The sequence below is a fragment of the [Clostridium] symbiosum ATCC 14940 genome (genome assembly GCF_000466485.1).
GTDB lineage: Bacteria > Bacillota > Clostridia > Lachnospirales > Lachnospiraceae > Otoolea > Otoolea symbiosa.
In genome coordinates this window covers 1-12,845 of record NZ_KE992809.1, presented here as the reverse complement: position 1 = coordinate 12,845, position 12,845 = coordinate 1, and the positions used below count along the sequence as shown (strand labels likewise).

Sequence of the window (12,845 nt, the reverse complement as noted above, 5' to 3'; positions counted from 1 at the left end):
GGGAGGGCCCTGTCGCGGCCACTACGTGTTTCCGACTGGCCAATGTAAAATCCGGTGATATTATTCCGGTATTCCGCTCAATCTATTATAAACTATTACAAAAATCAAATGCAGCAAATACAACAAAAATACCAATATACTCAAACAACTACATGTCACCATATATAACCATTATGGTAGCGCTGAGTGGCCACGACAAGTCCGCCCCGCACTTAACGCGTGAGACAATCTGCGGCCGCAGGCCAGTGGACGGGGCCGATACACCCGGCGGAGTCTTTCGTCCCGGCGATAACCTGACCTTGGGGCGGAGGGGAAGATATAGTCTGCGGATGCCTTTGGAATCCATCGGTGCTTGACGAGGTGCTTTCGAGTCTAGCATCCGCTATGCATTCCACAGAGTGGGAACGTGCACCGCAGACTATATATTCCCCGCAGCCCCAAACCACGACAATCTTTCTCCAGGACGAAAGACTCATATACACCACCCCGTCCGCTGGCCTGCGGCGGCGTCCTCACCTGCTCAATTAAATCTCTCACCGCCAATCAGCAAAAAAATTGTATGGGCCGCCGGCACTGCAGAAGGCCCATACAACTTTAAACCGCAAATTACAGTAACCGTTCATGCTGTCTGAACCGTTACAAATTATGCTGTTACGCTCTTATTTCGTTGCACCGAGAAGCTTGTTAACGGTGACAATCTTGACACAGAGAGCAAAGAGTTCCGTAGCGGTTATCAGATCCTGCAGCGGCGGATAAGACGGCGCAATACGAATATTGCTGTCATGCGGATCCTTGCCGTAAGGATAAGTAGCTCCGGCTCCGGTCATCACAACCCCGGCCTTTTTGCACTTAGCCACAATGTCTTTGGCACAGCCGTCCATGGAATCGAAGGAAATAAAGTATCCTCCCTTGGGACTGGTCCAGGAACCGATTCCAAGTCCTCCCAGCTCACGCTCGAGAATTGCCTCGACCGCCTCAAATTTTGGTCTTAAAATCTCGGCATGCTTGCGCATATGCTCCACCATGCCGTGGATATTCTTAAAATAACGTACATGACGAAGCTGGTTTACCTTGTCATGGCCGATCGTCTGCATTCTTAACTGCTTTTTGATATCTTCCAGGTTGTTGTGGGAAGTTGCAACCGCCGCAATTCCGGAACCCGGGAAACTAATCTTGGATGTGGAAGAGAACTTATAAGCCAGATCCGGATTTCCTGCTCTCTTACATTCTGCCAGAATTTCTATCAGGTTATCCTGATCGTCATCATATAAATGGTGTACGCTGTATGCGTTATCCCAGTAAATCCTGAAATCGGCAGCGGCCGGTTTCAGCCTTGCAAAACGGCGAACGGTCTGATCCGAATAGGAATTGCCTGTCGGGTTGGAATATTTCGGCACGCACCAGATACCCTTGATGCTCTCATCTTTGGATACAAGCTCTTCAACTATATCCATATCCGGTCCTTCTTCGGTCATCGGTACATTGACCATCTCGATACCGAAATACTCGGTGATGGCAAAATGTCTGTCATAACCAGGTACCGGACACAGGAATTTAACCTTGTCTAGCTTGCACCACGGGGTATTACCCATTACTCCGTGTGTCATGGAACGGGAAATCGTATCATACATGACATTCAGGCTGGAGTTTCCGTAAATAATAATATTGTCAGCCGGAACTTCAATCATGTCGCCAAGCAGCTCTTTGGCTTCCCTGATACCGTCAAGCACACCGTAATTGCGGCAGTCCGTACCATCTTCACACGTTAAATCACAATCGCTGTTCAGCACATCCATCATCCCCATGGATAAATCAAGCTGCTCAACGCTTGGCTTACCGCGCGACATATCGAGTTTCAAATCTTTCCCCTGAAATGCGTGGTACTGGGCAGACAGGTCTTTCTTAAGCTCTAACAACTCTTCTCTTGTTAATTCGCTGTATGGCTTCATCCTCAAATTCCTCCTTAATCATTCCAATATCCATCTTCCGGCCCTCTCAGGCCCGGCCTGTATTTTTTTCCAAACAATCGCCGGAAGGCAGTAAGATAATGATAGCATAAATACAGAACGCCTGACAAGCGTATTTTTCTATAAATATGTGTCGATTTTTGTATAAAAAATTATAACATTGACATGTTTCCCCGCAGAATGCTATAATGCATGATGCTGTAATTGTTAGCACGCTAATTAACAGGAGGATAATATATGTCAGCTACAGCCCATTCAAATGAAAATAAAATGGGAACCATGCCGGTCAATAAACTGCTGGTTTCCATGTCGCTGCCCATGATCGCGTCTATGCTGGTTCAGGCGCTATATAATGTCGTAGACAGCGTATTCGTCGCCCAGATCAGTGAAAATGCCCTGACGGCAGTTTCACTTGCTTTTCCTATTCAGAGCCTGATGATTGCAGTTTCATCCGGTACCTGTGTCGGTATCAATGCACTGCTCTCCCGCTCCCTTGGGGAAAAACGCCAGAAAGAGGCCAACCTCTCCGCCGTCAACGGCGTATTTCTGGCCTTCGTCAGTTATCTTGTATTTGCCCTGATGGGCATCTTCGGTTCCCACCTGTTCTTTGCCAGCCAGACTGAAAACAGGGAGATTGTGGAGTTCGGGACGCAGTATCTTACCATCTGTCTCATTTTCTCCTTCGGAATCTTTATGGAGATGACCTTTGAACGTATTATGCAGTCCACGGGACGGACTATCTACAGCATGGTGACCCAGGGAACCGGCGCCATCATCAATATTATTCTGGATCCGATTATGATTTTTGGTTTCTTCGGTTTTCCAAGGCTCGGCATCCGGGGCGCTGCGATTGCCACGGTGACGGGGCAGATAATCGCCATGATTCTCGCAGTCTGGTTCAACCATAAGAAAAACCGCGACGTACAGCTGTCATTTAAAGGGTTCAAACCTGACGGCCGTATTATAGCGAAGATATATGAAGTCGGTGTTCCTTCTATTGTCATGCAGTCCATCGTATCTATCATGACATTCGGAATGAATAAAATCCTGATAATGTTTTCCGAGACGGCCGTCTCCGTCCTGGGTATTTATTTCAAGCTCCAGAGCTTTATCTTTATGCCCATCTTCGGCCTGAACAACGGCGTGATTCCGATTGTCGCCTATAATTACGGCGCCGGACATAAAAAGAGAATCATGGATACCATCAAGCTTAGCACCTTTATTGCCGTCGGCATCATGCTGATTGGCCTCATAATTTTCCAGGTATTCCCGGAAGGCCTGCTGAAGCTGTTCAATGCGTCCGATCACATGCTGGAGGTAGGCGTTCCCGCCCTCCGCATCATCAGTACCAGCTTCCTGTTCGCAGGCTACTGTATCATCCTCGGCTCCGTCTTCCAGGCGCTGGGCAACGGCGTCTACAGCCTTATCGTATCGGTAGCCAGACAGCTTCTGTGCATTCTGCCCCTGGCTTATGTATTTGCCCGTGTGGCAGGGCTCCACGCAGTTTGGTATTCCTTTCCGCTCGCGGAACTGATTTCCGTTACGCTCACTACGATTCTTTTCAGAAGGATCTATGTGAAAAAACTTAAAAATCTGAAAAACGATAATAATTAAAAGATTCATACGATAACCTGTACGCTCTTACCGGCATCAAACGATAACCGGCACGCTTTTCGCACAGATAGCCGTATTCAAAGAAAGTCCGGACTGCCATCTTAAGCCTTAGATGGCGGTACCGGACTTTTTTCGATTATACTTTTATTCCTGCTCCAGCAGCTTCATCAGACGGGAAATTACCATCTCTCAACCAATACAGAGCATCAGTTTTTTTATCCCCAAGGCCCTGTGTTCCCTCATAAACCGCTCCATTTTCTCCAGATTATAATCCGAGTGCTCCAACTGCCTTGACCAGAGGTGGGTCGTCAATATCTGTTCTTTTCGTGTAAAGCTGCCTGTCTCCGCAAAGATTCCCAGGTCAATCTCCCTGATTATAAGGCAGTTAAACACGGCCATTTTTACAGCGGCCAGTAACCGGCCGTCATAGACGGCGCCCAGCACATTCGTATATAAGAAATATCTCATCAGCTGTGCCATATCGGAATCGAACGCGGGATATACGGCTTTAAGTTCATTCAGCATTTCATGAAATTCGTATCCCCCCGGCCCACCCATTCCGTCTTCAGGAGCATATAAAAGCTTTGTATACCTCCTGACCATATTCTTCCACTGTTCGGAGACTGTCTCAAGGGTATCGGTCAGTTCCAGGAAAAGGCACATCAAATCGTCCCTGACCCTGCCGTTCCCATCTCTTCTATAAGAAGTAAGCCGTGAAATATAGCGGGCCCGGTTCTCCGGCAGAAGATAACGCGCCGTCAGGCTGTCCATATTCTTCCGGCCGCCGGCCTCCGCCCTTATGCCCTTCCGGTTACGGAGCCTTCCCTGCGCATCATGGGCCAGCGCCAGTATCATTGCCATTCTGTCTTCTATGGCCGTATCCTCCCAGGATAGGATGGTAAAAAAGGCATTTCTCACTTTAATGAGCTGTTTCAGCAGTCTCCCGTCCACCTCTAACCCGGGATTTTCGTGCGGGATACGCTCGAAACCACCTCGCGCAATACTGCCTGGGAACGGTAAACTGGAAACCGCCTTCCCCGGCTCTATCCGGACTCTCCTTCTGCGCAGATAAAATTCATCCGTTCCCGTTTTCTCCCCGGAAGTTTCCTGTTCTCCCAGTATCAGTCCGGCCGCCTCAGGACAGGCCAATGACAGGCTGACTTCCCGTAACGGTCCGTACTCTTCCCTGTGACGAGGAAAATCGCGGCAGGTCCTGCACAGGCTTTTTTCCCCAAGGCAGATATAGATATCGCAAAGATTCCCTTCATTTAAAAACGGGCATCTTCCGTTTTTCTGGAGGAAGCTGCCCGTTTTACTGTCTATGGAATTTTTGAGCCGTCTCCCGAACTCTCCGTTTACGTTCCGATACCTCCGGAGAGAAACGGGGTCTATGGAGACGCCCCAGGAAGCGCAGCAGGTGTCTTCACACCGGGAGCCTGTACAGGAAAATTTTTTATAATAGTGCGGATAGCGCACCGTGATTATCTTTTCCATATTTCCTTTCCATTAAATGTTACTATTACGGCCCGTCGAAAAGCGCGGTTCCGTAAACAGTAACACGCTTCGCGATGCACAGAAACGGCAAAAAACGCCGTTTCGCGCCGTGTAACTCGGGTTTTCTGTGACTTTCGCTTCGCTGCACTCACAAAAAACACCTCGCGGGATGCTACCCGCGAATAGTAACCATTAAATTCCCGCATTATTTCTGTTCCAGCACCTTCATCATCTCACCCAGACGGATCAGGGCCTCATCAAGGGTCTCCTTCTGTCTTGCAAAATGAAGCCGGATCAGATGGTTCACTTCCTCTTTAAAGAAACTGGAACCCGGAACCGCGGCCACGCCGAAGCTGTTGATCATCCACTCGCAGAATTCCAAATCAGTATACCCCTCAAACTGGGGAAGCGCCAGGAAATCGGAGATGTCGATCAGAATGAAGTAAGAACCCTGAGGCACCGTATGCTTAAGTCCGATCCGGTCCAGACCTGCCACAAAGTAATCTCTCTTCTCCGTATAAATGCGCTGAAGCTCTTCATAATATTCCGGTCCGAAGTTCAGTCCGACGGTTGCGGCCTCCTGAAGCGGCGCCGCTGCCCCGACGGTCAGGAAATCGTGAACTTTTTTTGCCCCCTCAATCACTTCCTCCGGCCCTATCAGATAACCCAGCCGCCATCCCGTAATAGAATATGTCTTGGAGAGGGAATTACAGGTAATTGTCCTCTCATACATCCCCGGAAGCCCTGCCATATGGACGTGTACATTCGGTTTGAAAATGATATGTTCATACACTTCGTCCGTCACGACGTATGCATCGTATTTTTTCGCAAGCTCACCGATATATAGGAGTTCTTCCCTTGTAAAAACTTTTCCGCAGGGATTGGACGGATTGCAGACGATAATTGCCTTAACTCCCTGTTTAAATGCATCCTCCAGAACCGCACGGTCAAAGTTGAACTCCGGCGGAATCAGGGGTACATAAATCGGATTGGCGCCGGATAAAATGGCGTCAGCCCCGTAATTCTCATAAAATGGGGAAAATACAATTACATTATCCCCTGGGTTACATATGGTCATCATCGCAGCCATCATCGCCTCGGTGCCGCCGCAGGTCACGACGATCTCCTTATCGGGATCAATCGCGCGGCCGATGGCGCTGCCATGCTTTTTTGCCAGCGCTTCGCGGAAATTCTCGGCCCCGAACGTGATACTGTACTGGTGAGGCCCTTCCACGGCGGCCCTTGCCAGAGCATCGGTAATCTCTTTCGGCGGATCAAAGTCCGGAAATCCCTGTGATAAATTGATAGAACCTTCTTTCGCGTCGCTGATTCTCGTCATTCTTCTGATGACGGAATCAGTAAATGTTCCGACGCGGTCACTTAATCTTGGCATAATCTTCTCCTCCTGATTTGTTACTGTTCACGCCTCGCGGGACACAACCGTGTGAACAGTAACCCTGATTTCCCTGATCGGGAATCCGTATTTATTATAAAACCTTGCTCAGGAAATCCTTGGTCCTCTCCTGCTTCGGATCCCCAAATATCTGTTCCGGAATACCTGCTTCTGCTATGATTCCTTCATCCATGAACAACACGCGGTCGGAAACCTCTTTCGCAAAGCCCATCTCATGGGTTACGATCACAGTGGTGAGTCCCGTTGTCACCAGCTCTTTGATAACAGCCAGAACTTCCCCGACCATCTCCGGGTCAAGAGCGGAGGTCGGCTCGTCAAAGAGCATTACTTCCGGTTCCATGGCGAGGGCGCGGACGATGGCAAGGCGCTGCTTCTGACCGCCGGACAGCTTTGTCGGGCGGACATCCGCCTTTTCATACAGGCCGACCCGTTTTAAAAGCTCTGCGGCCATGATATGCGCTTCCTCGCGGTTCTTTTTTCCCAGCAGCACGGGTGCCATCGTTATATTCTCCTCCACCGTCATGTTGGGAAATACGTTAAAATGCTGGAATACCATTCCCATCTTCTGCCGGTGTACGTTTATATCCACTTTTTTATCCGTCAGATCCACATCGTGGAAAAAAATTTTGCCGCTGCTTGGAACCTCCAGAAGATTCAGGCAGCGCAGCAGCGTGCTTTTTCCCGAACCGGACGGGCCGATAATGGACACCACCTCGTTCTGCCGGATCTCTTCCGTCACACCTTTTAATACCTGGAGCCTGCCGAAGTCTTTTTTCAGATTTTCTACCCTAATCATTGCTTGCCATCCTCCTCTCGAATACTGCAATCAGCTTGCTGAGCGTAAAGGTCAGCAGGAAATAAATGATTCCGACGATGATAAGCGGTTCCAGCGTCAGATATAAAGCTCCGTTGAGCGTACGGAAGGTCGTCATAAGATCCCCGAGGAAGAATGTGGACGCAAGGGAAGTCTCTTTGATATCCGTGACAAATTCATTGCCCAGGGCAGGAAGAATATTTTTAAGCGCCTGGGGAAGAATTACTTTTTTCATAGCCTGGGATGTATTTAATCCAAGGCTCCTGGCTGCCTCCATCTGGCCCGGGTCCACCGCCTGGATTCCGGCTCTGATGATTTCGGACACATAGGCCGTAGCATTCAATACGAGGGCCGTGCATACACAGGTGAATTTAGACGGTTCCCAGGGCAGCATCTGCGGCACCAGGAAATAAAACAGATACAGCTGCAGCAGCAGCGGGGTTCCCCTCATAATCTCAATATAAGCGGTTGCCAGAAACGAAAGCACTTTAAACTTTCCCATCTTCGCCAGTGCAACCAGCGTTCCCAGCACAGTGCCGAACGTTACCGTAATCAAAGCCAGCAGCAGCGTATAGCCCATTCCTTCCAGGAATAAGCCGCTGTATTTCTGCACCAGCATCGTTATATTACCTACCATATTATCCTCCATTCTCTAAATTCCGGACCCATCCCTGCACCGGACATACGATAACCTGCACGCTCCGCGTACAGGTCTCCGCCTTCAATAAAAGGGGTGCCGGAGGTACCGGCTTTTGCCGGACACTCCGCCACTCCTGTCAACCATTTTCTTACCGGAAATTATTTCACTCCCTGAATCTCGTTCGATAACTGGCTTGCTTCCTCGATCCACTGATAGTAGATTCCGCTGTCAACCACTTCCTTGATAATGCCGTTTAATTCTTCAAGGAATTCCGGTTCGTCCTTTACAACGCCTGCCACTACGCCGAGAGAAGTATAGTCGAATTTTTGACTGCATTCAACTAAATCCGGATAGTTGGCAAGATAATTGTCTGCAGCTACGCTTGCGAGGGCAATGCCTGCCACCTTCCCTGTCTTTAACATCATAATTCCATCGGTTACGGCGCTGACCACTTCACATTTGGCATCCGGAATCTGTGTTGTAACAAGATCATACTGAAGAGTTCCGTTCTGGGCGGCAATGCTCTGTCCTGCAAAATCGGCAAGTGATTTGTACTGATCGGCGCTGTCTTTCATGATTACGATTACCTGATCGCCGTCATTGTAGTAGACATCACTGAAATCCATTGTTGTCTTCCGCTCTTCCTTCGGTACCATGCCGCAGATGGTGAGATCCACGCGGCCCTGGCCGATCGCCGCCATACAGGCATCAAATGCCATGGCCTCAATCTGAAGTTTTACGCCTAACTTGTCGGCAATATATTTTGCCAGCTCCATGTCGGCCCCTACATATTTATCCTGGCCGTCTTTTGTGATATCTTCAAACTCATACGGCGGATAATCGGGGGAGGTGGCTACCTTTAATACACCTGCCTCCTTTATCGCTTTCAGACGGCCGGTCAGTTCCGTACCCGCGTCTTCCTTTCCTTCTGCTGCCGCATTCTCCGTGCCTGCAGCCGTCGTATCTGCCGCTGCTTTTGTAGCCGTACCGGCTGTTGTTTTGCCGCCTCCGCATGCCGCGAGGCTGAGCGCCATTGTTCCTGCTAATAAAACCGCTAATAACTTTTTCATAATTCTCCTCCATTCCGCCTTTCAGGGGCTGACACTTTTTTAACTTTCTGAGATATCTGCTCCCAGTAAAACCTCCAGAGCGGTGGCTGCCATGGCTTTTGCCGCTGTGTGGATTAATTCGTGGGCGCCCTCAGAATCGACGATTCTCAAGAAATCCTCCTCATGAGGCCCGGCCTTTGTCATGCTGCCTACACCCAATGTACAATAACAGGTGGGACATGCATATGACACATTGCCGATGTCGGAACTGCCGGAATGATATCTGTCTCCGTCCGCCAGGTCCGTAATTCCAAGCCCAGCAAGCTGTTCTGTCATAATCGCGTTCAATTTATCATTGCGTTTTATATCAAAGTACGTATTTTCCGCTCTCTTAAACGAGAACTTTGCGCCGGTCATCAGGGCGGCTCCCCTGCCGCAGTTCAATACCTTTTCGATTACTTCCTCCAGATAATCCTTCTGGCCTGCCCTCACAAAGACCGCCATGGATGTATAGTCCGGAACGATATTCGGAGCCATTCCGCCGTTCATCACCGTATAGTGGACTCTGACGTCCGGCTCCAGATGCTGTCTCAGTGCGTTAATTCCCGCCATTGTCAGATTGCAGGCTTCCAGGGCATTGATTCCGTTCTGGGCATTGCTGGATGCGTGTGCCGCAACGCCGTGAAACTCAAAAATGAAATCCGTCATGGCCAAAGCAACTGTATTGACACTGGATTCCTGGCTCAGATGCATCTGAAATGCCGCCGCCATTTTGTCAAAAGCACCCTGGTCCGCCATATTGACTTTTCTGCCTGTATTTTCCTCGGCAGGCGTTCCTATGTATACAATCTTTCCCTTAAAGAGGGGCTTAATCTTTGCCAGTGCCGCGCAGGCTGCAAAGGTGCTGGCTGCAATCCAGTTATGTCCGCAGGCATGTGCCGGTGTGTCGTGGCCAGGGCCATATCCGGGAAGCGCATCATACTCTGCCAGAAAACAGACCGCCGGTCCGTCCCCGTCTCCCAGCTCACACCGGAATGCCGTCGGAATTCCCATATAAGGGAACTCAACCTCAAAGCCCAGCTTCGCGATTTCCCCGGTCAGATATTCGGAGGAAAAAAATTCCTGGTCTCCCAGTTCGGGGTGCATAAATATACTATTGCTTATCTCTTCCGCCCAGGATGCAATCTCATCCTCCGCCTCCCAGAGCTTTTGTTTTAAAGATTCATCAAGCATAAATATTCTCTTTTCTATTTATTTTTGAATATATATAAGTTTTATGTGCATAATAATAACACCATAGCAATCCGTTGTCAACTTGTTTTTTTACTGATTTTTCCGCATGTTTCCTCATTTTTTTGTATATTTAGTGTAATATCCTCTTGGCTGTTTTTTCATTTAACCTTTGTAAATAAAGGATTTTAAAGTAAATTAAAGCTTTATGGCGCTTTACAATGATTATGCAGGAATCCAAAGTGGAATTCCTGCATAAATATGTTTTTCTATTATATTTTGTTCATATTTATTCACAATATTATGCATAATTGAGGAACGACAGCTTATGAACGGCCTGCTTCAGTCACCCGGATGCTCGCTTCCACTGCCTTTTCGTACGGTCATCACTGCAAATGCACAGACTTGTCTGAACTGTTACACCATGCCTCCACTTTGCAGACGGCTTCCCAAACCATATCTTCTGTAACAGGATAAGGAATATGTTCCATATCCGGGCCGCTCACCGACTCTTTCAGCATATCCCTGAGAAATTCTTTGTCCAGCGCCACTCCCATTTCTTTCAACGTCACGGGAATCTCCATACTCTTTAAAAGTTTCCTCACTTTTGCAAGCGTTCCGGACTGACCGTCCACAGCCAGCTGGATTAAAATTCCATACCCTACCAGATCTCCATGCAGAAAACGTTCCGCCACGCCGGGAATCAGATCGAGACCGTAGCATACGGCATGGGCCAGCGCGCAATTATAGCAGTCCTCCACCATATGAGATACAAGTCCCGTGTTTACCGTTATCGCCAGCACTGCCTGTGTGAACGCTTCCCCTGCTTTTCCTTCGCCAAATTCCGCCAGAGCTTTTCCCGCATAGGTTCTGATTCTCTCATAGCAGAGATTGCTTATCTCCCTGCCCAGGGCCGAATGGTAATCCAGCTCATCCCCTCTTGCGGAAAAATGACATTCAAAATATTTTGCAATGGTATCCCCCATACCGGCTCGAAAATACATCTTCGGGGCATGAATCATGATATCGGTGTTAATAAAGCAGTGGACAGCCGGGCGTTCGAAGAAGTAAAAACTGTCAAACCCCCCGTCTTTTCTGTACACGACGGAGAGTGCCGCCATGGAGGCACAGTTGGAAGGTATCGTCGGAAAAGTAAAGACCGGTACCCCCAGCTCATATGCGGCTCCCTTTGCCGTATCCATCGCCTTGCCGCCGCCCATTCCAAATACCATATCAATCGCTTTATCTTTATAGAGACTGCTCAGTTCACGGATTCTTTCATAAGTACATTCTGTTCCGTATACGGTCGCATCCACAATTTCCAGTCTGCTGTCCGCCGCTTTCAGGGCCTCGCAAAGGACAGGAAGCCCTTTTGACATTCCTGTCTCCCCGCCTATCAAAAGCACACGTTTTCCATAAGGAGAGCAAAAGCGGTCTACCTGCCGATATGATTCATCTCCTATCGTATACCCGGCGAATAATTTTGTCACTGCATCCATTTTATTTCCTCCGTACTTTATTGCCTGATATCCAGGTATTCTGCCCTGTACTTTTCCATCAGGCGGCAGCTCTCATCAAAACGTTTTGCTTCCTCCTTTGACAGCGCCGGGGCAATTCGTCCGATCACTCCGCCCGCACCGATTACAGACGGAATGCTGGTGTAAATTACCGGACTGTTCTCATCTTTTTTATATTGCCATGAGCAAGGAAGAACACGGCGGCTGTCTGTCAGAATCGCCTGAATCAGCGAAGCCGCGGCGGCTCCGATACCGTACTCGGTACTGCCTTTTCCCGTCAGAATCTTCCATCCCGCCTCTATGGTCGCCTTCTCTATCTCATCTCTGTTAAAACGGCCGAACAGCTCTCTTTTTTCCTGTTCCAGCTCCTCCAGGAAACGGCCTCCTACCCTGACCTGGGACCAGACCGGAACCTGACTGTCGCCATGCTCTCCTACGCAGAAGCCGTCCACATCGGCCGGAGCCACACCAAGCGCCTGGGCCGTTCTGATCCGGAAACGCGCCGAATCAAGCGCAGTGCCCGTCCCCACCACCATAAGCTCCAGGTGCATTGCAAAGTAGAGGGCAACTAAATCGCAGGGGTTTGTGATTGACACGACCACCCCCTGAAAGCCGGATGCCTGAATCTTTGGTATAATCTCATCGGCTATATTCAGAGCTTCCTCCAGCTCCTCAAGCCTGTTCTCCTTAAATATCGCTCCGCAGTAGCTGATTACACAGATATCCGCATCCCCAAGCTCCTCATATCCGCCGCTGCGGACCGTGGTATTCTTTCCTGCATAGCATGCCGTATCCTGAAGATCCACGGCATGGGACCACGCCTTCTGTGCATCCGTATCCAGCAGGATGATTTCCTCACAGATATCCTGCATCATAAGGGCGCTGGCCACATGGGCTCCCACATGCCCTGCCCCGATTATCACTGTTTTTCTCTTTGACATCATTTTTCTCCTCGCTGACGGTATTCCTTCCCGCTCCTTATTTCTCCATTATTATAGGAACAGAACGATTGCGTGTCAATCGCTGAGGGAAAGATTTTTGTAACAGTTCAGCCATCAATGTCATCTAGTTAACACTATGGAGATTTAACTGAGGTTGGAGGACGC

The 12,845-nt window shown here is 49.2% G+C and carries 10 protein-coding genes; 1 reads left to right on the top strand and 9 read right to left on the bottom strand.

The window, feature by feature from the left end; all coding sequences use genetic code 11:
• Positions 1-659: 659 nt before the first annotated feature.
• Complete coding sequence (locus tag CLOSYM_RS02450; protein ID WP_003502058.1) at positions 660-1,949, bottom strand: aspartate aminotransferase type Ic; 1,290 nt, start codon at positions 1,947-1,949, stop codon at positions 660-662.
• Positions 1,950-2,204: 255 nt separating this feature from the next.
• Here CLOSYM_RS02450 and CLOSYM_RS02445 point away from each other — a divergent pair, with 255 nt between their 5' ends.
• Entirely contained in the window at positions 2,205-3,581 is a 1,377-nt protein-coding gene (locus tag CLOSYM_RS02445) for an MATE family efflux transporter (protein ID WP_021640808.1), read from the top strand.
• A gap of 189 nt (positions 3,582-3,770) precedes the next feature.
• On the opposite strand, the gene fliB is transcribed toward CLOSYM_RS02445, so the two are convergent.
• The 8 genes from fliB to CLOSYM_RS02405 form a co-directional block, all read right to left on the bottom strand.
• The gene (fliB, locus tag CLOSYM_RS02440; protein WP_021640806.1) at positions 3,771-5,075 is read right to left on the bottom strand and encodes a flagellin lysine-N-methylase; all 1,305 of its coding nucleotides are present in this window, start codon (positions 5,073-5,075) and stop codon (positions 3,771-3,773) included.
• A 205-nt stretch (positions 5,076-5,280) separates the two neighbouring features.
• A complete protein-coding gene (locus tag CLOSYM_RS02435) occupies positions 5,281-6,468 on the bottom strand; it encodes a pyridoxal phosphate-dependent aminotransferase (protein ID WP_044902066.1) in 1,188 nt (395 codons plus the stop codon).
• A gap of 94 nt (positions 6,469-6,562) precedes the next feature.
• Positions 6,563-7,285 (bottom strand): amino acid ABC transporter ATP-binding protein, encoded by a 723-nt coding sequence (locus tag CLOSYM_RS02430; protein WP_021640804.1) that lies wholly within the window; start codon positions 7,283-7,285, stop codon positions 6,563-6,565.
• Positions 7,278-7,940 carry an amino acid ABC transporter permease gene (locus CLOSYM_RS02425; RefSeq protein ID WP_003502071.1) on the bottom strand — a complete coding sequence of 221 codons (663 nt, stop codon included), beginning with the start codon at positions 7,938-7,940 and terminating at the stop codon, positions 7,278-7,280. The genes CLOSYM_RS02430 and CLOSYM_RS02425 overlap by 8 nt, the downstream gene beginning before the upstream one ends.
• A 161-nt stretch (positions 7,941-8,101) precedes the next feature.
• Positions 8,102-9,013, bottom strand: coding sequence for a transporter substrate-binding domain-containing protein (locus CLOSYM_RS02420; RefSeq protein WP_003502073.1), 912 nt, complete (start codon positions 9,011-9,013; stop codon positions 8,102-8,104).
• Between the two features lie 39 nt (positions 9,014-9,052).
• Positions 9,053-10,225 (bottom strand): amidohydrolase, encoded by a 1,173-nt coding sequence (locus CLOSYM_RS02415; protein WP_003508575.1) that lies wholly within the window; start codon positions 10,223-10,225, stop codon positions 9,053-9,055.
• A gap of 383 nt (positions 10,226-10,608) precedes the next feature.
• Entirely contained in the window at positions 10,609-11,721 is a 1,113-nt protein-coding gene (locus tag CLOSYM_RS02410) for an iron-containing alcohol dehydrogenase family protein (protein WP_003508573.1), read from the bottom strand.
• Positions 11,722-11,738: 17 nt separating this feature from the next.
• Positions 11,739-12,680 carry a lactate/malate family dehydrogenase gene (locus CLOSYM_RS02405; protein ID WP_003508572.1) on the bottom strand — a complete coding sequence of 314 codons (942 nt, stop codon included), beginning with the start codon at positions 12,678-12,680 and terminating at the stop codon, positions 11,739-11,741.
• Between the last annotated feature and the right edge of the window lie 165 nt (positions 12,681-12,845).

Excerpts from the sequence above, each read along its gene's own strand:
- fliB (WP_021640806.1), bottom strand. The coding sequence starts at position 5,075 with ATGGAAAAGATAATCACGGTGCGCTATCCGCACTATTATAAAAAATTT.
- CLOSYM_RS02410 (WP_003508573.1), bottom strand. The coding sequence starts at position 11,721 with ATGGATGCAGTGACAAAATTATTCGCCGGGTATACGATAGGAGATGAA.
- CLOSYM_RS02420 (WP_003502073.1), bottom strand. The coding sequence starts at position 9,013 with ATGAAAAAGTTATTAGCGGTTTTATTAGCAGGAACAATGGCGCTCAGC.
- CLOSYM_RS02450 (WP_003502058.1), bottom strand. The coding sequence starts at position 1,949 with ATGAAGCCATACAGCGAATTAACAAGAGAAGAGTTGTTAGAGCTTAAG.
- CLOSYM_RS02415 (WP_003508575.1), bottom strand. The coding sequence starts at position 10,225 with ATGCTTGATGAATCTTTAAAACAAAAGCTCTGGGAGGCGGAGGATGAG.
- CLOSYM_RS02425 (WP_003502071.1), bottom strand. The coding sequence starts at position 7,940 with ATGGTAGGTAATATAACGATGCTGGTGCAGAAATACAGCGGCTTATTC.
- CLOSYM_RS02405 (WP_003508572.1), bottom strand. The coding sequence starts at position 12,680 with ATGTCAAAGAGAAAAACAGTGATAATCGGGGCAGGGCATGTGGGAGCC.
- CLOSYM_RS02435 (WP_044902066.1), bottom strand. The coding sequence starts at position 6,468 with ATGCCAAGATTAAGTGACCGCGTCGGAACATTTACTGATTCCGTCATC.
- CLOSYM_RS02445 (WP_021640808.1), top strand. The coding sequence starts at position 2,205 with ATGTCAGCTACAGCCCATTCAAATGAAAATAAAATGGGAACCATGCCG.
- CLOSYM_RS02430 (WP_021640804.1), bottom strand. The coding sequence starts at position 7,285 with ATGATTAGGGTAGAAAATCTGAAAAAAGACTTCGGCAGGCTCCAGGTA.